Annotated in this window: 22 protein-coding genes; 12 read left to right on the top strand and 10 right to left on the bottom strand. The window is 71.0% G+C overall.

All coding sequences use genetic code 11. The annotated features are described in order from the left end of the window. Positions 1 to 62: 62 nt before the first annotated feature. From KXC43_RS06070 to KXC43_RS06080, 3 genes are read right to left on the bottom strand one after another with little or no spacing between them, the layout of a single operon-like run. Positions 63 to 938 carry a carbohydrate ABC transporter permease gene (locus KXC43_RS06070; RefSeq protein ID WP_221374944.1) on the bottom strand — a complete coding sequence of 292 codons (876 nt, stop codon included), beginning with the start codon at positions 936 to 938 and terminating at the stop codon, positions 63 to 65. Continuing rightward, the gene (locus KXC43_RS06075) at positions 935 to 1,870 is read right to left on the bottom strand and encodes a carbohydrate ABC transporter permease (RefSeq protein WP_308128978.1); all 936 of its coding nucleotides are present in this window, start codon (positions 1,868 to 1,870) and stop codon (positions 935 to 937) included. The genes KXC43_RS06070 and KXC43_RS06075 overlap by 4 nt, the downstream gene beginning before the upstream one ends. After that, positions 1,867 to 3,198, bottom strand: coding sequence for a sugar ABC transporter substrate-binding protein (locus KXC43_RS06080; RefSeq protein ID WP_221375199.1), 1,332 nt, complete (start codon positions 3,196 to 3,198; stop codon positions 1,867 to 1,869). The genes KXC43_RS06075 and KXC43_RS06080 overlap by 4 nt, the downstream gene beginning before the upstream one ends. A 125-nt stretch (positions 3,199 to 3,323) precedes the next feature. On the opposite strand from KXC43_RS06080, the gene KXC43_RS06085 reads away from it, so the two are divergent. Further along, a complete protein-coding gene (locus KXC43_RS06085; protein WP_221374945.1) occupies positions 3,324 to 4,148 on the top strand; it encodes an IclR family transcriptional regulator in 825 nt (274 codons plus the stop codon). A gap of 7 nt (positions 4,149 to 4,155) precedes the next feature. On the opposite strand, the gene KXC43_RS06090 is transcribed toward KXC43_RS06085, so the two are convergent. Continuing rightward, positions 4,156 to 4,977, bottom strand: coding sequence for an NAD-dependent epimerase/dehydratase family protein (locus tag KXC43_RS06090; protein ID WP_221374946.1), 822 nt, complete (start codon positions 4,975 to 4,977; stop codon positions 4,156 to 4,158). A 128-nt stretch (positions 4,978 to 5,105) separates the two neighbouring features. On the opposite strand from KXC43_RS06090, the gene KXC43_RS06095 reads away from it, so the two are divergent. The 6 genes from KXC43_RS06095 to KXC43_RS06120 all read left to right on the top strand — a co-directional run bounded on the left by KXC43_RS06095 (position 5,106) and on the right by KXC43_RS06120 (position 9,664). Next, positions 5,106 to 5,699 (top strand): hypothetical protein, encoded by a 594-nt coding sequence (locus KXC43_RS06095; RefSeq protein ID WP_221374947.1) that lies wholly within the window; start codon positions 5,106 to 5,108, stop codon positions 5,697 to 5,699. 22 nt (positions 5,700 to 5,721) lie between these two features. Beyond that, the gene (locus KXC43_RS06100) at positions 5,722 to 6,387 is read left to right on the top strand and encodes a fibronectin type III domain-containing protein (RefSeq protein ID WP_221374948.1); all 666 of its coding nucleotides are present in this window, start codon (positions 5,722 to 5,724) and stop codon (positions 6,385 to 6,387) included. Positions 6,388 to 6,475: 88 nt separating this feature from the next. Beyond that, positions 6,476 to 7,843, top strand: a complete 1,368-nt coding sequence (locus tag KXC43_RS06105) for a BNR-4 repeat-containing protein (protein WP_221374949.1) — start codon at positions 6,476 to 6,478, stop codon at positions 7,841 to 7,843. 8 nt (positions 7,844 to 7,851) lie between these two features. Beyond that, a complete protein-coding gene (locus KXC43_RS06110; protein ID WP_221374950.1) occupies positions 7,852 to 8,040 on the top strand; it encodes a tautomerase family protein in 189 nt (62 codons plus the stop codon). A 68-nt stretch (positions 8,041 to 8,108) separates the two neighbouring features. Further along, on the top strand, positions 8,109 to 8,909 hold the full coding sequence (kduI, locus tag KXC43_RS06115) for a 5-dehydro-4-deoxy-D-glucuronate isomerase (protein WP_221374951.1): 801 nt from the start codon (positions 8,109 to 8,111) through the stop codon (positions 8,907 to 8,909). Continuing rightward, complete coding sequence (locus tag KXC43_RS06120; protein WP_221374952.1) at positions 8,906 to 9,664, top strand: SDR family oxidoreductase; 759 nt, start codon at positions 8,906 to 8,908, stop codon at positions 9,662 to 9,664. The genes kduI and KXC43_RS06120 overlap by 4 nt, the downstream gene beginning before the upstream one ends. Positions 9,665 to 9,735: 71 nt before the next feature. On the opposite strand, the gene KXC43_RS06125 is transcribed toward KXC43_RS06120, so the two are convergent. After that, positions 9,736 to 10,209, bottom strand: coding sequence for a hypothetical protein (locus KXC43_RS06125; RefSeq protein WP_255643613.1), 474 nt, complete (start codon positions 10,207 to 10,209; stop codon positions 9,736 to 9,738). Between the two features lie 107 nt (positions 10,210 to 10,316). Continuing rightward, positions 10,317 to 11,237: a hypothetical protein gene (locus KXC43_RS06130; protein ID WP_221374953.1), complete on the bottom strand. Its 921-nt coding sequence runs from the start codon at positions 11,235 to 11,237 to the stop codon at positions 10,317 to 10,319. Between the two features lie 446 nt (positions 11,238 to 11,683). Between KXC43_RS06130 and erm the strand changes: the two genes are divergently transcribed. Continuing rightward, on the top strand, positions 11,684 to 12,493 hold the full coding sequence (gene erm / locus KXC43_RS06135) for a 23S ribosomal RNA methyltransferase Erm (protein ID WP_438870857.1): 810 nt from the start codon (positions 11,684 to 11,686) through the stop codon (positions 12,491 to 12,493). Here the strand turns inward: erm and chrA are convergent. From chrA to KXC43_RS06155, 4 genes are read right to left on the bottom strand one after another with little or no spacing between them, the layout of a single operon-like run. Further along, positions 12,456 to 13,592, bottom strand: a complete 1,137-nt coding sequence (gene chrA, locus KXC43_RS06140) for a chromate efflux transporter (RefSeq protein ID WP_221374955.1) — start codon at positions 13,590 to 13,592, stop codon at positions 12,456 to 12,458. The two genes, erm and chrA, sit on opposite strands and share 38 nt — an antisense overlap. Next, the gene (locus KXC43_RS06145) at positions 13,585 to 13,977 is read right to left on the bottom strand and encodes a VOC family protein (protein ID WP_221374956.1); all 393 of its coding nucleotides are present in this window, start codon (positions 13,975 to 13,977) and stop codon (positions 13,585 to 13,587) included. The genes chrA and KXC43_RS06145 overlap by 8 nt, the downstream gene beginning before the upstream one ends. Continuing rightward, positions 13,974 to 14,696: an arsenate reductase/protein-tyrosine-phosphatase family protein gene (locus KXC43_RS06150; protein WP_221374957.1), complete on the bottom strand. Its 723-nt coding sequence runs from the start codon at positions 14,694 to 14,696 to the stop codon at positions 13,974 to 13,976. The genes KXC43_RS06145 and KXC43_RS06150 overlap by 4 nt, the downstream gene beginning before the upstream one ends. Positions 14,697 to 14,705: 9 nt before the next feature. Further along, the gene (locus KXC43_RS06155) at positions 14,706 to 15,788 is read right to left on the bottom strand and encodes a M20/M25/M40 family metallo-hydrolase (protein WP_221374958.1); all 1,083 of its coding nucleotides are present in this window, start codon (positions 15,786 to 15,788) and stop codon (positions 14,706 to 14,708) included. A gap of 96 nt (positions 15,789 to 15,884) precedes the next feature. Here KXC43_RS06155 and KXC43_RS06160 point away from each other — a divergent pair, with 96 nt between their 5' ends. The 4 genes from KXC43_RS06160 to KXC43_RS06175 all read left to right on the top strand — a co-directional run bounded on the left by KXC43_RS06160 (position 15,885) and on the right by KXC43_RS06175 (position 19,524). Continuing rightward, on the top strand, positions 15,885 to 16,550 hold the full coding sequence (locus KXC43_RS06160) for a GNAT family N-acetyltransferase (RefSeq protein ID WP_221374959.1): 666 nt from the start codon (positions 15,885 to 15,887) through the stop codon (positions 16,548 to 16,550). Beyond that, the gene (locus KXC43_RS06165) at positions 16,547 to 17,179 is read left to right on the top strand and encodes a MurR/RpiR family transcriptional regulator (protein WP_221374960.1); all 633 of its coding nucleotides are present in this window, start codon (positions 16,547 to 16,549) and stop codon (positions 17,177 to 17,179) included. Before KXC43_RS06160 ends, KXC43_RS06165 begins: the two co-directional genes overlap by 4 nt. Beyond that, complete coding sequence (menC, locus tag KXC43_RS06170) at positions 17,176 to 18,285, top strand: o-succinylbenzoate synthase (RefSeq protein WP_221374961.1); 1,110 nt, start codon at positions 17,176 to 17,178, stop codon at positions 18,283 to 18,285. The genes KXC43_RS06165 and menC overlap by 4 nt, the downstream gene beginning before the upstream one ends. A 90-nt stretch (positions 18,286 to 18,375) precedes the next feature. Next, positions 18,376 to 19,524 (top strand): alpha/beta fold hydrolase, encoded by a 1,149-nt coding sequence (locus tag KXC43_RS06175; RefSeq protein WP_438870855.1) that lies wholly within the window; start codon positions 18,376 to 18,378, stop codon positions 19,522 to 19,524. The last annotated feature ends 36 nt before the right edge of the window (positions 19,525 to 19,560 follow it).

A 19,560-nucleotide genomic window follows, 5' to 3' on the forward strand; every position in this document is an offset into this window, starting at 1 on the left:
TTCCTTGTCTTCATCGTTCGCGGGCATCCGCCCTTGACGGCGTCTTCATCGTTCGCGGGGCGTCAGCCCTTGACGGCGCCGGACGTCAGGCCCTTCATGAACTGCCGTTGCAGGGCCAGGAAGGCCAGCACGGACGGAAGCAGGGCGAGCAGCGCGGCGGCGAGCAGCACGCCCAGACCGGCCTGCTCGTCGGTGCGCAGCGTCCGCAACGCCAGCGGCAGGGTGAACTGGCTGGCGTCCTGAGCCACCAGCAGCGGAAGCATGTACTGGTCCCAGATCATGGTGAAGCCGAAGATGCCGATCACGCCGAGCGCCGGGCGCACGAGCGGCAGCACGATGGTCATCAGGATCCGCAGGTCGCCGGCGCCGTCGATGCGCGCGGCCTCCTCCAGCTCCATCGGGATCTCCTTCATGAACTCGGTCATGACCAGGATGGAGAAGGCCCAGGCAGCGACCGGGACGATCATGCCGGCCAGGGTGCCGATCAGGTTGACGTGCACGATCGGCACGTCGGCGAGCACCAGTGACAGCGGGATGGCCAGGATCTCCTCCGGCAGCATCATGGTCGACAGGATCAGCAGGAGGACCAGGCGCATGCCGGGGAACTTGTGGCGGGCCAGGGCGTACACGGCGGAGACGCTGACCAGGATCTGCAGCAGCAGGCCGACGCCGACGACGATGAACGAGTTGAGCAGGTAGCCCAGCACGCCCCGGTCGAAGGCCGCGGTGAAGTTGTCGAGGGTCAGCCTGTCCGGCCACAGGGTGAGCCGGCTCGGGTCGGCGACCGGGCTGAAGGCGCCGACCATCAGGGCCACCAGCGGCCCGGCGAAGATGGTGACGAGCACGGCGTACAGCAGGATCTGCGCCACGCGGGCCAGCGGGCCGCGCAGCGCGGTGAAGCCCAGCGCGGAGTCGTACCGGTCGGGCCGGGTGCTCATCGCGCCTCCCGGCGGCGCAGGGCCTGCACAGTCAGCGTCAGCACGACGGTGGCGCCGAGCAGCACCATCGACCCGGCCGCGGCGATGCCGAGCTCGTTGCGTTCCAGTCCCAGCTTGTAGATGAGGGTCATCAGCACTTCCGTGGAACCGTTGGGGCCGCCGTTGGTCAGCAGGAAGATCTCGGTGAAGACGCGCAGACCGCGGATGGCCGCCAGGGTGAACAGGATCGCGAAGACCGGGCGCAGCGACGGCAGGGTGACGTGCCAGAGCCGGCGCAGTGGACCGGCGCCGTCGGCCGCGGACGCCTCGTACAGGGTGCGGTCGACGCCGGCCAGTCCGGCGATGAAGATCATCATGTCGTACGGGGCGCCGCGCCAGATGCCCACGGCCATCACCGACCACAGTGAGGTGTCCTCGGCGTTGAGGAACGACGACGGACCCATCCCGATCCAGCCCAGCAGGGTGTTCGCGATCCCGTCGGGCGCCGGGTAGTAGATGAGCCGCCAGACCTCGGCGACCACGGCCATCGCGGCGACCGTCGGCAGAAAGACCGCGGTCCGGACGAACCACAGGTGCCGCGCCGCGCCCTCGAGCAGCAGGGCCAGCACCAGGCCGATGACCAGAGAGCCGCCGGTCTGGCCGACGGCGAGGACCACGGTGTGCCAGATCGCCGACCGGAAGGCGTCGTCGGTGACCACGGCGCTGTAGTTGTCCGCGCCGACCCACCGGTCCCCCAGATAGGGGCGTACCTCGTGGAAGCTCATCTCGATGGCCCGCACCATCGGCGCGAACTTGAACACGGCGAACAGGATCAACGCCGGCAGCAGGAACAGCCAGGGCAGCGCGTACGCCCGGGCGCCGCGTCCCCGGCGCGCCGGCACGCCGAGGGCCGGAGCCCGCCGCCGTGCCGGCGCCTCGCGCAGGGACGTCACCCCTTGACCTCTTGCTTGGTCAGCTCCTCGGTGTAGGTCTGCGCCAGCTTGTCCAGCGCTGCCTTGGTATCCGTCGAGCAGTTCGCGAAGATCGTGTTGAGGGTGTCGGCGGCGCTCTGCCGGAACGGGGTCCAGTCGGGCACTGCCGGGGTGAACCGCCCGGCCTGCTGGAAGACGGTCTCGAAGGTCTGCCAGCGGGTGTCCTGGCGGACCGTGCCGAGCTGCACCTTGGTGTTGACGGGCAGCCGGACGATGGTGCCGTCGGTGTCACCGGCCATGCCGATCGTCTGCCCCTCGGGGGACGTCGCGAACTCGGCGAACTTCTTCTGACCGTCCTGGTTGGCCGAGCCGGCCATCAGATAGACGTTCTCGCCCTCGGCCAGCGACGACGCCTTCGCGCCGGGACCCGCGGGCAACGCCACCACTTCGTACTTGTCGCGTCCCAGGCTCTTGTCGAAGCGCGCCATGTTGTAGGGCCCGGTGAAGTAGATGCCGCCCTTGCCGCTCTCGAACGCCTGGTGCGCCTGGACGGTCTCCATGGTGACGGCGCCGGGGACCACCGTCTTGTCGGTGCAGAACTGGGCCTTGAGGTAGTTGACCGCCTGGGCCGACTGCGCGCTGTCGACCGCGGGGGTGAACTTACCTGGCGACCCGGTGAGGAAGTCGCCGCCGGCCGACCACAGGAAGCTGGTGGCGTACCAGGAGGCGTAGCCCCGCTTGGTGGAAGCGGGAACCACCCACCCGTACGTGTCGGCCGCGCCGTTGCCGTCCGGGTCGCCGGTGGTGAATTTACGGGCCAGCTCGTCGAGCTCGGCCCACGAGGCCGGCGTTCTCGCCCCGGTCTTCATCCGCCAGTCCTTGCGGATGAACAGCGCGAAGGACTGCACGGAGAAGGGCGCCGCGTAGTACTTGCCGTCCGCGCCCTTGGCCGCGTCCCAGGCGACCGGGCTGAGGTCGGCGCCGCCGGCCAGGGCAGCCCGGTCGACGTCGCGCACCAGGCCCTGTTTGACCAGGCTGCCCAGCTGGGCGGTGTCGTTGATGACGATGTCGGGCAGATCCTTCTGCGCGGCGGCCTGCTGAAGCTTCGTCTCGAAGTCCTCGAACAGGGCGGTCACCTGGGCCGGCACGCCGCTGGCGGCGGTGAATTTCGCGGCGAGGTCCCGGGCGGTCTTCTCCGAGTTGGAACCGGGGGGCTTACGGATCCAGATCTGCAGTGGTGCATTGGCGTCTTGTTCCGCGCTGCTGTCGCCGCTGCAGGCGGCTGCGCCGCCGGCGACGAGGGCGAGGGCGAGCAGAGCGGCGAGTCCGAGGGGAGCGGTCCGGCGCATCACGCTTCTGCCTCCTGTCCATGTATATGGATGGCTTCCTGGAATGTGTTCACACGCAGCGTCAAGTTAGCGTCCGGTAGCATGACGGTCAACAGTGGGAAATAGACGATCTTGAGGATGGATCCATGCCAGAGACCCGTCGCCGCACCGGCGGACGACCCGTGGCGCACGTCCCGGACAGCACCGCCGAGATGTCGCCGGTCAAGTCCGCGGAGCGGACGGTCCGGATCCTCGAGACGCTCGCCGCCTCCCCGGCGCGGCTGACCCTGTCGCAGCTGCAGGAACGCACGGGCTACCCCCGCTCGAGCCTGCATGCCCTGGTGCGCACGCTGCGCGACCTGAAGTGGGTGGAGACCGACGACGCCGGGTCGGCGTTCGGCGTCGGCCCCCACGCGCTGCTCGCCGGCACGGCCTACCTCGACCGCGATCCGGCGCTGATGTTCGCCTACGAGGCCCTCGAGGACCTGCGGGCCGAGCTGGGCTACACCATCCACTACGCCCGTCGCGACGAGAACCACGTGCTCTACCTGGCCAGCCGGGAATCCCGCGACACCGTGCACGTGGTGTCGCGGGTCGGGCGGCGGTTGCCGGCCCACCTGACGGCGCTGGGTCAGGCCCTGCTGGCCGACCTGACCACCGACGAGGTCGAGGCGCTGCTGCCGGCCACCCTGGAGCGATACACGCCGCACACCATCGTCGACCGGGCGGCCCTGCTCGGCGAACTGGACGCGGTGCGGCAGCGGGGCTGGGCCTTCGAACGCGAGCAGGGCACCGAGGGCGTCGCCTGCCTGGCCGCCACGGTGGGCTACCGGATCCCGGCCACCGACGCGATCTCCTGCTCGATGCCGGCCGGGGCGGCCAAGGGCGCCGAGCTCAAGCGGGTCACCGCCGCGGTGACCGCGCGCACCCAGGCCCTCGCGACGACGCTGCGCCGCGAGGGCATCCGCTGAGCCCCGGTCAACCGGCCGCACCGAGCGGCCGGTCGCACCAGGTGCCCCCGATCCGGTTGAGCGCCGGGTCGGCGACCATGTCGGGCTCGCCGGACTCGGCGACGATCTTCTCCGCGTACTCCTCGGCGTCGTCCTCGGGGTAGTAGCCGATCGCCTCACCCTCGTCCAGCGAGAGCCAGCGCCGCGTGTTACGGCTGATCCCCCACACCTGGCGGAAGCCCGGCTCCGGCACGCTGATCGCCGCCTCCACCAGCCGCGCGCAGTCGTCCGGGGACAACCACATGGCCAGGCCCCGGGGTCCGCGCGGAGCCGCGAAGCACTGCCCGATCCGCAGGCAGATCACATCGAGGCCGAACCGGTCGTGGAACAGGCGCCCGGCCGACTCGACCGCGACCTTGCTCCAGCCGTACAGCGTGTCCGGACGGGCTTCGATGTCGCCGGGCACCTCGCCGGGCTGCTCGCTCAGGCTGTGAAAACCGGCCACGTGATTGGACGACCCCAGCAGGATCCGCGTCACCCCGGTCCGGCGGGCCGCCTCCAGCAGGCAGTACGTGCCGTAGGCGTTGACCCGCAGCACCTCCTCGGCGCTCGCCTCGTGGCTCTGCCCGCCCAGATGCAGCACGGCCCGCACCTCCCGCATCGCCGCGACGAGCGCGTCGAGGTCCTCCACCGATCCCAGGACGACCTCCTCGGCGCCGGTTCCGGGCAGGGCTCGCGGCGGTTGCGGGTCGAAGAGCCGCAGCACCCGCCCGGGCCGGGTCAGCAGCGGCCGCAGCAGCGTGCCGACCCGCCCCGAGGACCCGGTGATCAAGATCCGCTCGTCCGCCATCGCCCGTCCCGTCGGTCATAGGTATTGATCGATCGACATTCTAGCGGCATCATCCTCATCAATGAACGTGGAACACCTCGCTAATAGCTGTCTACATATGTGGACGGCGAAGACTCTCGGAGGTTCCCATGCGAAGATCGCTCCCCCTCGTCGCCGCGCTGGTCGTGGCCCTCGTGCTGACCTCCGCCGGGCCGGCCCGGGCCGTGGTCGAGACCGGGCCGTGGACGTCCTACTCACCGTCGTTCGACGTGCAGCAGCGTGGCTGCGGCACCGTCGACGGCCTGACCTTCCGGCTCACCTGCTCCACGGCCAGCGGTGACCAACGGGCCGAACGCCGCTACGCCACCTACAGCTCCGGGGTCCGGCAGTTCGAGGGTTACTTCCGCATCACCAGCATGCCGGGCACCCGGATCAGCCTGAAGCAGACGTTCGGACCGGACGGCCCGTTCTTCATGCTCGCGGTCGAACGCGGCGGCCGGCTGTACGCGGTGCACGGCGGCAGCACGCTGGCCACCGGGGCGACGGTCGGCACGACCGTACGGGTCAACACGGTGCACAACACCGGCAACGGCGCGCACCGCACCTACATCAACGGCTCCAACCAGCATTCACAGACCGGCGGCTCGGGCGGCTACTACGACAAGTTCGGGGCCTACCGCACCAGCAGCGGAGCGGGCCCGGCGACCGTGGTCTGGAGCGGTGTCCAGTTCTGGCGCAAGTGATCGTGGTGGCGGCGGAGGGCATATGCGCACGACCGTGACCGCCGCCGCCCTGGCGCTGCTGCTGGCGGGCTGCTCGGGCGGCGGGCTGTCGGCCGAACTCGTCACCCCGGTGGACATCGAGCTCACCTGGACCGCCGACCCGGCGGCCGTGGACGGCGGACAGGTCGTCGAGTTCGCCACCGAGGCGCAGGGACCGTGGACGATCCTGGAGTTCCTGCCGGCCGACCGGGAGACCTATCGGCACCCGGATCTGATGCCGGACACCACCTTTCATTACCGGGTACGCCCCCTGGTGGGTGCGGCCTCCGACCCGGTCCAGGTTCATCTCGACGCCGCACGGCCCGACGTGCGGCTCGACGACAGCGACCTGAGCTGGGCCGAGCCGCGGACGGTCACCGGTCCCCGGCCCGGCCCGGCCGGTGGTCCGCCGACGAGCCTGACGGCGACCGTCAAGAGCCGTAGTGCGGTGCTGTTCACTTGGGCCGACAACGCCGCCGGCGAGGCCGGCCAGCTGATCGAGGTGCGGCCCGCCGGGAGTCCGGGGTGGACGGTGGCCATGACGCTCGACCCGGATGTGAACTCGGTCGGGCTGATGACGTCGGCCACCGAGCGGCAGGCCTCGTTCCGGGTGCGGGCCTTCACCTACGGCACAAGCTCCGCCGTGGCCCGCCGGACCACCGGCCACTGATCCATGTCGTCCATATATGTGGACGCTTTCCTTATACGTGAAAACCATGCACAATCACGGACCACATCCTCATCATTAAGGAGGATCGATGCGTCGCGTCGTGCCGTTCATCGCTCTCAGCACCGTCGCCGCGCTCATCGCCGTGGCGCCGGGGCCGGCCACGGCGGCCGCACCGCCGCACCGGCCCGGCCCGTCGGCCGCGCCCACCTCGTTCACCACCGTCGCCACCGGCGTGGCCGCCCGCAGCGACCGCCGCCCCACCAACGGCGGCGTCTACGACCGCAAGGCGGGCAAGACCTTCATCTCCTGGGCGGGCCGGTTCGAGGACAACTACGTCCAGGCGTACGACCACCGCAGCAAGACCTGGTCCGCGCCCGTCAAGGTCGCCGACGGCGGCAACGACACCCACAACTACCCGACCCTGATCCAGGCCGACGACGGCCACCTGCTCGTGTTCCGCGGCATGCACAACCGCGAGCTCTGGTACGCGCGGTCGCCGCAGCCGCATTCGATCGAGGGCGCCTGGACCGACACCCAGATCCCCGAAGGCCTCGGCGCCACCTATCCGATGGTGTTCAAGTCGTCGGCCGGGCACATCTTCGTCTTCGTCCGGGAGACCGCCGGTGACCTCGACAAGCAGTACCCGACCGACTTCCGCCCGATGAAGTACGTCCGGTCGACCGACAACGGGCGCACCTGGCAGAGCTCGGAAACGCTGACCGGCGAGCGGTGGAACATCGCCCCGCAGACCCGCGCGGACAACATGAACGAGGTCTACATCGGGCAACTGCGGCACGAGCCGGCCACCCTGGGCCGTCCCGAGCGGGTCGCCATCGTCTACACGCTGGCCGGCGGCGGCCCCGAGGGTCACCTGCACGACCGCTACCACAAGAACATCTACTACACGTACTTCAGCCCCCGGGACCTGAAGTTCCGGTCCGCGAGCGGCGCCGACCTCGGCGTCAAGATCGACGACGCCGACCAGGAGAGACATCTCAAAGTCGTCGAGACGCCCCTGCAGACGGTCAATCCGCGCTCGCCCGACTACATCCAGCTGGTCGGCTCCACCGCCCTGGCCCCGTTCGTCCTCTGGATGCGCCTCGACGAGCAGGGCGTGGTGCACACGCACGCCGGCGTCCACACACCATTGGGCTGGCACAACCGCGAGGTTGCCGCGGGCCTCCGAGTCCGCGACATGGAACGGGTCGACGCGCTGACCTGGCGCGTCTATGCCACCACCAACGACCCCGCCGTCACCGCCGTCTCGACCTTCACCCTCTTCGCCGGCACGTACTGGCGTTCCGAGTCGACCATCGCGACGCCCCGCGCCGTCCAGCGCATCGAGGTCGTCGACGGCTATCGCGACCCGGCCCGGCTCATTCTCACCGGGGCCAGCAGCGCTCGTCCCGCCGACATCGCCGATGGCGACATCTACGTCGCCGGCGCCGACAAGTAGGAGTGGCAATGCCCAACATCACCGTGGAACTGCTGTCCGGCCGCACCCTCGACCAGCGGCGCGAGTTCGCCGAGGCGGTCACCGCGGCCGCGGTCGACATCCTCAAGGCCCGCCGCCCGTCGGTGCGCATCCGCTTCGACGAGATCGAGCGCTCGGACGTCGCCAACGGCGGAACCCTCGAATCCGACAACGTCTGAACGACCGGCGGCGCCCCGCCGGCCGGGGCGCCGCCGCCCTACCCGGAACAAGCAAGAAGGAAAGGCTCATGGATTCGCGACACGCGACGGCCCCCGAGCAGGTGGCCGGCATGGACACCGGGCAACTGCGGCGACGGTTCCTGGTGGAGGACCTGTTCGCCCCCGGCGAGGTGCGGCTGACCTACTCCCACGAGGACCGCATGGTGCTGGGCGGCTCGACCGGCGTCACCGAGCTGCCCTGCCCCGACGAGCTCCGCTCGGACTACTTCCTCGAGCGCCGCGAACTCGGGGTCGTCAACGTCGGCGAGACCGGAACGGTGACCGTCGACGGGGTTCGCCACGACCTGGCCGCCAAGGAGGTCCTCTACATCGGGCGCGGCGCCCGGCAGGTCTCCTTCGACGGCCGCTTCTATCTGGTCTCCACGCCGGCCCACGCGAGCTACCCCACCGTCAAGGCGACCCTCGACGACGCCGAACCGGTGCGGCTGGGCTCGCGGGACAGCTCCAACGAGCGCACGATCTACAAATACATCCACGCCAAGGGCATCCGGAGCGCCCAGCTCGTCCTCGGCGTCACCGTCCTCGAACCGGGCAGCATGTGGAACACCATGCCCTGCCACACCCACGAACGGCGCACCGAGGTCTACTTCTACTTCGACCTGCCCGAGTCCGACCGGGTCGTACATCTGATGGGACGGCCCGACCAGACCCGCAACCTCATCGTGGCCCCCGGTCAGGCGGTGATCTCGCCCCGGTGGTCGGTGCACTGCGGCTTCGGCACGCGCAGTTACGCGTTCGTATGGGCCATGGGCGGCGAGAACCAGGCGTACGAGGATGTGGAGCCGGTGCCGATCGGGGAGCTGCGATGACCGCGCCCGCCGGGTCCCCGTTCTCCCTGCACGGGCGGACCGCGCTGGTCACCGGTTCGCGCAGCGGGATAGGCCGCGCGATCGCGGTCGCCCTGGCCCACGCCGGCGCCGACCTGGTGCTGCACGGACACAGCAACGACCTCGACGAGGTGGAACACGACGTCCGCCGGACCGGCCGGCGGTCCACCCGGTGGATCCTCGACCTCGCCGACACCGCGGCCATCCCCGATGCCGTGGCCGCGCTGCCCGAGGTCGACATTCTGGTCAACAACGCCGGCGTCATCCGCCGGGCGCCGGCCGCCGAGCACTCCCTCGACGACTGGCGCTCCGTGCTCGACGTCAACCTGGACGCGGTGTTCCAGCTGAGCCGCACCATCGGCGCCGGCATGCTGGCCCGGCACCACGGGAAGATCATCTCGGTCGCCTCGATGCTGTCCTTCCAGGGCGGGGTGCGGGTTCCCGGATACACCGCGGCCAAGCACGGTCTGGCCGGGCTGACCAAGGCGCTGGCCTGTGAGTGGGCCGCCGAGGGCGTGCAGGTCAACGCGGTCGCCCCGGGCTACGTCGCGACCAGCAACACGGCGGCCCTGCGCGCCGATCCGGCCCGCGAGGCCGAGATCAGGTCGCGCATCCCGGCCGGCCGCTGGGGCCGCCCCGACGACATCGCCGGTGCGGTGGTCTTCCTCGCCTCCCCCGCGGCCGACTACGTCAACGGCCACGTGCTCGCGGTCGACGGAGGCTGGCTGGCCCGATAGCCGGCCGGCGGCGCGATCAGCTGGTGTCGCCGAGCCCGGCCTGCCGCCGCTCGGCGGCCGCAGTTGGCGTTCTAGATCGTCAGGGGGCCACCCTCGACGCCGTAGAACCAGTGGTGTCCAACATCTGGCACAGGAGGCAGTTCGTCGTGGATCAGGTGGTTCATCGCCTCGGCCAGATCGGCGACCACTGCGCCGTCGACGTGCTCTTCAAAGCGCAGAGCGAACGGCTCGTTGCCGGCCACATACCTGGTCTCGGCTTCGATTCGAGGCATGATGCCGCGCTCGCGCAGGCGGCGGCCGGCCTCGGCAATGATCCGATGAACGAACTCCCGCTGGGGCGGCGACCACCGGTCGTCATCGAGGGCCAGGGCCCACGATGCGCCGACCTGAGCGTGGGCGCGTAAACCGTCGAGCACCTCGCCGGCGCCGTCGGGCTGCGACATCCCGGCGGCCACGTCTATCGCTTCCAGGATCAGGATGCCGAAGCTGACGTCATAGGCCCAGAAGAACTGAACCCCGAAACCGACCGACACAGTCTTGCCCATGCCTCGGATCATGCTCCTCTACTCAGCGTTGTGTGGACCCCCAAGGCCGCCGGCAACGAGCCGACGAGCGGATCGACGCGGTGCAGCAACGCATCGTCGTCTGAGGGCTACTGGACTTGTTGTTCGGCTGCCGCGATCAGGTCGTGCACCTCCGACGGCAGCAGGCCGAACCATTCGGCCAGCAACACCGTCGTGAACATTTCAGCTTCTACCCGTAGGTCACGGCCGAGGTCGGGCGGCGGGGCGAGCGGGTCCAGCTCGCTCCGGAGCATCTGCTCGATCACGTCGGCGCTGATCAGGATCGACGGGCTTTGACTCGCGACCTGCACTGCCATCTTCCGGATCACGGCCGCGTTGTCGGCCGAGACGAGGCAGGACCGGGCGGCCGCGGCGAAGGCGGCGTGCACGACCGGCTCGGCCATCGCGTAATCCACCTCGTCCGCCAAACGATCGCGCCGGTTCCGGTCGTTCCGGACGAGTGCGGCCAGAAGCTCACCGGTCGTCGTCCGCAGCGGCGGCCCGGTGTTCTCCGGTGCCACCGCCAGCTCGCGACTCACCCGCCGGAACCGGAGGCGCCGCATCAGACCCTGAGAGTCCGGACGGGCCAGCAGCGACCACAGTCTTTGCTCCGCCACGCGAACCAGCTCCGGCAGCCGCTCCGGGACGAGCTCGCGGGCGAGGTCGACGGCCAGCACCAGCACCAGATCCTGGTCACGCAGCGGCATCTTCGCCCGCCGACCCACGAGCTTGCCGAGGAGGATCCTCTCGGCCGCGTCGGCGCGCCGGACTGTCGCGGACTCGTGCGCAGCAAGGGCACGCTCCACGTAGTCTCGGGCGCCGGCACCGTCCCGGCGGGCGAACTTACGCCGCGCCAGGACGATGAACGCCTGGTGGGCGAGCTCGGCCGGGGCAGCCCTCTGCCGCAGCAGCAGCGCAACGGGGTTCGCCATGGTGTCGGAGCCGAGGTGGCGCAGCACCGTGGCGCCCGCCGCTGTGACCGGACCCGGCTGGATCTCGTGCGGCGTCATGTACTTCCCATCGCATCTCGAGGGTCCAGGCGGCGGTCGCGGCGGGCGGGGGCAGGAAGTTGGGCATGCCCTGCGAAACCAGACGGCGCTTCAGCGGGTCGTGCAATGGTGGTTCGACATTGCCGTTTCCACAAGACCTGGCGGCGTGGTGATCGCCGCGAGTCCGTGGATCGTAAATCGGGTGCGGGTGGGTTGGCTGGTGGCTATTGTCGCCGGATGCCTACGACGCACGCTCTCCTCGCCGGGGCTTGGATGCCCGCGCGAGGGTCGCAGCAGTACGCGATCCGTCAGCGCGCCGGGCGTCCGGTCCCGCGCAGCGCCGCCTGAGTCACCTGCGGTTCGCCGCCGGGGCCCGCTGAGTCCTCTGTCTCCAGCGGACGGCCCGGACGATCGAGGCTGTCCGCGTTTCGCCGCCCCTGATGTGGGTGGCAGACGGGAACCCGGTTGTGGCGTCATCTTTCTCCCGTCGGCGCGAGCATGCCCGCGTCCGGCGGATTCTTGGTCAGAACCTGCTCGCCGATCACGCGGCGGTGCGTGAACTCGCGGACGTGGCTGCGCCCGCGGAAGGCGAGTTGATTCTCGAAGTGGGGGCGGGGCGGGGACGCCTCACCGGTGAGTTGCTGCGGCGGCGGGCGCGGGTCATCGCGTACGAAATCGACGCGGGGCTGGCTGCGGCGCTGCCTGTCGCTGAGGGGCTGAGCGTGCGCACCGAGGATTTTCTGACTGTGGTGCCGCCTCGGGAGCCGTTCTCGGTGGTGGGCAACATCCCGTATGCGCTCACGTCAGCCGTTGTCGACTGGTGTCTGGGCGCGCGCACGATGCGGCAGGCCACGTTGCTCACGCAATGGGAGTATGCGCGCAAACGGACCGGCGACTACGGACGCTGGTCGCGGCTGACCGTCCTGACCTGGCCCGAGGTTGTCTGGGAGTTGGCGGGGCACGTGCCCAGGACGGCGTTCCGGCCGGTGCCACGGGTGGACGGCGGCATCCTGTGTCTGCGGCGTCGCCCGGTGCCGTTGGTGCGAGCCGATCTGCTGCCGCGCTACCGGGCGCTGGTCGAGTGCGGTTTCACCGGGATGGGCGGGTCGGTGCAGGCGTCGCTCGGGCGGCGCTACGGACAACGTCAGGCGGCGGCCGCGTGCCGGGCCGTGCGACTGACTCCGGACGTACCGGTCGGCGAGGTCTGGCCCGAGCAGTGGATCACGATGTTCCGGCTGCTCAGCTCGGGAGGGGGCCGCCCGCCAGGACGACGATGACTCCGGCCGCGGCCGCGGTCAGCAGGGTCAGGACGGGGCCGCGCCGCACGGCCAGAGTCAGGATGACGGTGCCGGCCAGGACGGCGTACTGCCAGGGTTCGGTCAGGGCGCGGATCAGCGGGACGGCGGATCCCAGGATCGCGCCGATCGCGGCCGGGCCGGCGCCGTCCAGGAAGGCGCGTACCCGGCGGTTGGCCCGCAGGCGGTCGAAACGGTCGGCGCCGAGCAGGACGAACGCGAACGAGGGGCTGAACGCGACGACGGCGGCGAGCAGGCCGCCGGCGAGGCCCGCCGCGGCGTAGCCGACCACGGCGACGGTGTGCACGACCGGGCCGGGGGTGATCTGGCCGAGCGCGACGGCGTTGAGGAACTCGGCGGCGGTCATCCAGTGGTGCTGGTCGACGGCGTCGGCCTGCATGAGCGGGATGATCACGAAACCGCCGCCGTACGAGAGCGCGCCCACCTTCAGGGCCGTCCAGGCCAGCGGAAGCAGCGGCCCGGCCGCCACCAGCAGGGGCAGCGCGGCGGACGGCCGTCGGGTCGGGGCGGGCAGTCGCTGGGCCAGGACCTCGGCGACGCCGCAGGCGACCAGCAGCAGCACCAACCACGGTCCGACGGTCGCCGCGGCCACCGCGCCCAGCACCAGATACGCGATCCAGCGGCGACGGTGCGGCGCGCGCTTCCAACCGGCGGGGATCAGCGCCGCCCCGGCCTGCAGGGCGATCGCGGCCACGGCAGCGCCGGCCCCCGCACCCGCGGCCTTGACCCAGGTGGGCGGGTCACCGAGGAACAGGGCGGCGAGGACGAGGATCGCGATCAGGCCGGGCAGGATGAAGGCCGCGCCGCCGACCAGGGCGCCGGCGCGGCCGCGGACACGCCAGGCGCAGAAGATCGCCAACTGGGTCGAGGCCGGGCCGGGCAACAGGTTGCAGGCGGCGATGGCGTCCTCGAACTCCTGGTCGTCGAGCCATCCACGGTCGTCCACGCAGAGCTTGCGGAACAGGGCGATGTGCGACGGCGGCCCGCCGAAGCCGACGCACCCGATGCGGCCCCACTCCCTGAGGACGGTCGCAAGGCCGGCGCGGTGCTGATCAGGCATTCGCGGGTTCGAACAGCTCGACCGGATTGCCGGCCGGGTCGTCCACGACGATCTGGCGGCCACCGGGGCCGGTGACGATGTCGCTGCGGAACTCGACGCCGGTCGCGCGCAGGCGGGCCACCTCGGCGTCGAGGTCGGTGACGATCAGGTGGATGCGGTTCCAGCCACCGGGGCTCGGGCGGCGCCCGTCGGGCAGGGCGCGGCCGGCCGAACTGGCCGGGCCGGACAACAGCAGACGCAGACGGCCACGCCGGACATCGGCGAAGGCGGGCAGGAAGGTAGTGATCGAGGTGAAGCCGAGACGGCTCGTGTAGAAGTCGATCGCGGCGGCGACATCGTCGACGAGGTAACGCACGTTGACGGTGTCTTCGGCTGGGTCGGTCATGACGCCTCCTCCGATGGGACGGCCAGGGTGTGCAGCAGGAAGCCGATCCGCCGGGACAGTTCGTCCGCGACCTGCTCGAACGCCGGCTGGTCGGCCGGCTCGGCGATGCTCCAGTGGGCCCGTACGGCATCGCCCGGGAAGTCGGGGCAGACCTCCTTGACCTTGTCGCACAGCGTGATCACCCGGTCGAACGGCCGGCCGGTGAACTCGTCGAGGTGCTTGGGCCGGGCCCCGGACAGGTCGAGGCCGCGCGCGGCCAGGACGCTCACGGCGTACGGATGGATCGGCTTGGGACGACTGCCGGCGCTGAACGCCTGCACGGAACCCGCGGTGCGATGTCGCAGCAACGCCTCGGCCATCTGCGAGCGCGCGCTGTTGCCGGTGCACAGGAACAGCACCCGCCCGGTCACTGTCATCGCTGCGGGCGACTGCAGTCGCAGCCCGGGGTGCAGAGCCGCACCGGCGCCGGCGAGCAGGCTGCCGCACCGGGCCAGGTCGAGCGTGTAGTAGGTGTCGCGGCCGTCGGCACTGCTGCGCCGGGCACTCACCAACTCGGCCTTCCGCAACTTGCCCAGGTGGTACGAGACCAGGTTCTGCGGCTGGCCGAGCAGTGCGACCAGCTCGCGGACGGCCAGGTCGCTCTGGGCCAGCTCGCTGAGCAGATGCCAGCGCAGCGGGTGGCCGGCGGCGGTCACGAACGCGGGTGGGCCTGTCGTCACGCCCGCAGATTACATCAAACTGGTTTGATGCAATAGGGCTTCCAGCAGGTCAGTCCGGGAGAGGATGCCTCTGTGCGAGACCCACTCGTGCCGGGCGTGGGCGCCGCCGCCGGGTGGGGCCAGGCCGTCCACGGTCGGGACGCCCAGGGCGCCGGTGGTGTTGGTGTCCGCGGCCCCGTCGGCGGGACGGCCGGAGAGCGTCTGGCCCAGCCCGGCGGCCACCTGCGCTATGCGATTCAGCAGGGCATCGGTGGCTTCGGCCGGGCGCCAGGTGGGGCGGTGAGCAAGCAGGCGGGTGCTCACCTCGGCCCGGTCACGGAGGGGCGTCAGGGTGGCCAGGGCGCCCAGCACGGCCTGCTCGTCGTCGGGGTTCAGGAAGCGCAGCCCCAGGTCGGCGTGGGCGTGCCCGGCCACGACGTTGGTGCGGCCGCCCCCGGTGATCGTGCCGGTGTTGAGCAGAACCGGCCGGCCGGCCACGACGGCGCGGAAGGCGACCAGGTGGTCGATCAGCTCGTCGATCGCGTTGACGCCCGCCTCGGGGTCGAGCGCGGCGTGCGACTCGATGCCGGTCACCTCGATGCGGGCCCGGGTGCTGCCCCGGCGGCCCGTCTTCAGGTCGCCGCCCGGGTGGGGTGGTTCCAGGCCGAGTACGGCGGTCGCTCGCGTCGCCTCGGCCCGCACCAGGTCACCGGCCGTGGGCGAGCCGACCTCCTCGTCGGCCACGACGATGACCCGCACCTCGGGATGCGGCTTTCCGGACGCCACCACCCGCTCGACCGCGGCCAGGAGCGCGACCAGGCCCGCCTTCGTGTCGTAGACGCCGGGGCCGCGGACGGTGTCGTCGTCGACCGACCACGGCATCTCGGCCAGCGTGCCCACCGGCCACACCGTGTCGTAGTGGCTGAGCAGCAGCACCTCGCCGCCCTTGGTGTCGCGGGCGGGCAGGGTCCACATCAGGTGGTCGCCCTCGCGGGCGGTGGCGAAGCCGGCCCGCGCCGCGTCCGCCTCCAGCACCTCGGCCAGCGCGGCCAGCGCCCGAGCCTCCCCGGTCGGCGACTCGAGCAACGTGTAGGTGCGCAACGCGTCCAGCATATGCGAACGCTAAGTTTCGCAGGACCCGTTGTCAACACGCTCAACAGCGGGCACGATGACGGTTATACGTTTCGTATCTTCACCGCGGAGGGCGCGATGGGCATCGTGGTGCGCGACCTGGCCGGGCTCGGCGAGTGGTCGGCGGCGTCGGCCCTCTACCGGCGTGTGTTCGGCTACGACCAGCCCGAGTTCGGCATCAGCCCGCGCCTGCTGGCCGCGCTGCGCGAGAACTCGGGCTCGGTGCTCGGCGCGTTCGAACCGGGTGGCGAGCTGGTCGGCTTCTGCTACGGGTTCAGCGCGGTCGACGGCGGCGAGCTGTACCACTACTCGCAGGCCGCGGTCGTCGCCGCCGGCGCTCAGGGCCTCGGTGTCGGCCGCCGGCTCAAACAGGCGCAGGCCGAGACGGCCCGGGCCACGGGGGCCCGCACGATGCGGTGGACCTTCGACCCGTACGCGCTGCGGAACGCGCACTTCAACCTCAGTGTGCTCGGGGCGACGGCGATCCGTTTCCTGCCCGACTACTACGACGACGGCACGTCGGACAGGCTGCTCGTCTCGTGGGATCTCACCGGGCCGCACGCCGTCAAGGGCGAGTGCGTCACGGTGACCGCGCCGGCCGGTGAGCACATCGCGGCGCCCGGCCCCGCCGACCGTGCGGTCCTGCGTCGTGAGCTGGCCGGGCAGTTCGCCGTCGGACGGCTCGTCCGGGTCGAGCGCCGCGACGAGCACGCGGTCTACACGTTCGAGAGGGACACCCCGTGACTATCAATCCCTCCCCCGCCGAGCGGTTCGAGCGCAACGTCCAGCGCCGCTCGGCCCAGGTGCTCAAGCACCGGGTGCTCGAGCAGCAGCGCACCGCGTTCGACAAGGCCCTGTCGTGGGCCGCCGAGCACGACGCGATCGAGCAGGCCGCGGCCCGCATAGTCTCGGCCCGGCGGCGCTATCTCCTCGGAAACGGCAAATCTCTGGCGTACGCGTCCCTGCTCGCGGCCGACCTCAGCGCGGGACTCTCCGGCGTACACCTCGTCGACGGCGCCACCGTCCGGCCGCTCGACGTCCTCGGAGACATCCGCCAGGGCGACCTGCTCGTCGCGGTGGCCATGTCCCGCTACCGGCGCGACACCGTGTCCGTGGCCGAGGCCTACGTGTCGCACGGGGGCGAACTCGTGCTGATCACCGACTCCGACTACGCCCCGCTCACCGGCCTGGCGAGCGCCCGCATCGTCATCGGGACGGACACCGCCTCGTACGCCAGCTCGCCCACCTCGGTCGTGCTGGCCCTGCACCTGCTGGCCACCCTGACCATCGCCAGCTCCAAGGGCGCGGGCCGCCGCCTGCACGACCGCGACGCCCTCGCCGCCGAACTCGACCTCTACGTGGATCCGACATGACCCGCATCAGCACCGTCGAGCTGCGCCGCGTGCGCCTCCCGCTCGTGCACGAATTCCAGACCAGCTCGCACGCCAAGCGCTCGCTCGAGCACATCCTGGTCACCCTCACGGCGACCGACGGCGCCGTGGGCTGGGGCGAGATCGCGTCGCCGAGCGGCCCCTTCTACTCGGCCGAGACCGTGGCGACCTGCTGGTCGATCGCCCGCGACCATCTGGCGCCGATCGTCCTGGCCACGGATTGGGACCACCCGGCCGACCTCGCCCGGGCGCTGGCCAAGGTGCGCGGCAACCAGTTCGCCCGGGCCGGCTTCGACATGGCCGCCTGGTCCCTGTGGACAGCCGGGCAGGGCGTCCCGCTCGCGAAGGCGCTGGGAGGTGTGCGGACGGAGGTCGAGGCCGGCGTCTCGCTGGGGATCGAGCCGACGATCGACGACCTGCTGGCCCAGGTCGCGCCGCGGGTCGACGAGGGTTACCGCCGGATCAAGCTGAAGATCGCCCCGGGCTGGGACGTCGAGCCGGTCCGGGCGGTCCGGTCCGCGTACCCGTCGATGCCCCTGCACGTCGACGCGAACGGGGCCTACACGCCGGCCGATCTGCCGGTGATGAAGGAGCTCGACTCGCTCGGGCTGCTGATGATCGAGCAGCCGTACGGGCCACGAGCGCTGGCCGACCTGGCCGACCTGCAACACCGGCTGACGACGCCGGTGTGCCTCGACGAGTCGATCGAGGAGCTGGACGACCTGGTCACGGCCCTGCGGCTGGGCTCGGGGCGGATCCTGAACATCAAGGTGTCGCGGATGGGCGGGCTGACCCCGGCCGTGCGGGCGCACGACGTCGCCGTCGAGCACGGGGTGCCGGTGTGGTGCGGCGGCATGCACGAGTTCGGCATCGGGCGGGCGGCGAACGTGGCGTTGAGCGCGCTGCCCGGCTTCACGCTGCCGTCCGATGTGTCGGGCTCGGACAAGTACTACGCGCGCGACGTCACGACGGAGCCGATCGTCTCGGCCGGCGGGCTGGTCGCGGTTCCGACGGCGTACGGGCTGGGTCGTGACCCCGATCTGCCGTTCGTCGAGTCGACCACGACGGACCGGCTGATCATGCCTTAGCGCAGGTCAGGATGCATCATGCCGGGAGGGCGATCACCCGAACGAGCGCGGTGCGGCGTACGGAAAGTCGCTTTTGAGCGGTCGACGATGATGTCCGTGCGCAGACAGATGATCGTTCGCCTCCTCGCCGCCACCCTGGTGGGCGGCGCGGCCGTCGCCCCGGCGCCGGCCCTCGCCTCGCCCGCCCCGGTTCTGCCGGTGGCCGGCCACGTCTTCAAGTGGGACCCGGCCCGCCCCGGCACGGTGGTCCGCAAGGCCCCGGCCACGCTGCCCGAGGGACTGCAAAGCCTGGGCAACGCCGTACGGATCGTCTACGTCACCACCGACGTACGCGGCCGGACGACGACCGCGACCGGACTGGTGATCACGCCCAAGGAACGCCGGAAGAACCGCACGGTGGCCTGGGCCCACGGCACGGTCGGCCTGGCCGACCAGTGTGCGCCCTCGACCAACCAGCAGGCCTTCTATCCCGAGGCCCGCACCGCCGTGGCCGAACTGCTGCGGCGCGGCTGGACGGTGACCGCCCCCGACTACCCGGGCATCGGCACCGACGACCCGCACCCGTACCTGATCGGTAACAGCGAGGGCCGCTCGATCATCGACAGCGTCCGGGCCGCCCGGAACCTCGACGACGACCTCTCCCCGCAGTACGTGGTGGACGGTCACTCGCAGGGTGCGCAGGGCGCGCTCTTCGCCAACCAGCTCGCCGGCTCGTACGACGGGGACCTGCAACTGCGCGGCACGGTGAGCATCGCGCCGACCAGCGGCGTGCGCACGCTGGCCGAGCTGATCCCGCAGTCCGAGGGCAAGGGCTATCTGGTGATGGCGCTGTTCGGCCTCAACGCGGTCGAGCCGTCGTTCGATCCGGCCGATGTGCTGGCTGCGCCGGCCGAGCGCCGCCTCGGGGTGCTGAAGACCGGTTGCCTGTACGAGATCCTCGGGGCGTACGCGAACCTCATGCCCTCACAGCTGCTGAACAACGGCACGCTGCCGGAGCGGTGGGTGGACGAGCTCTACAAGTACGTCGAGCCGGCGCAGACCCGGCCGACGGCGCCGGTGTTCATCGTCCAGGGGGCCGACGACGCCACCGTTCCGGCCACCCTGACCGACGCCCTGGTGCAGCGGCTCCGGGACCAGAACGTAGTCGTCCGCTACGACACGCTGCCCGGCCAGGACCACGACACCGCGGTCACGGCCTCGGCCGAGCGGGTCGCCAACTGGATCGCCCAGCGCTTCTGACCTGCAGTTTTCTCGGAACTCTCAACCTCAACCTAA

This window comes from Paractinoplanes polyasparticus, from assembly GCF_019710575.1.
Lineage (GTDB): Bacteria > Actinomycetota > Actinomycetes > Mycobacteriales > Micromonosporaceae > Actinoplanes > Actinoplanes polyasparticus.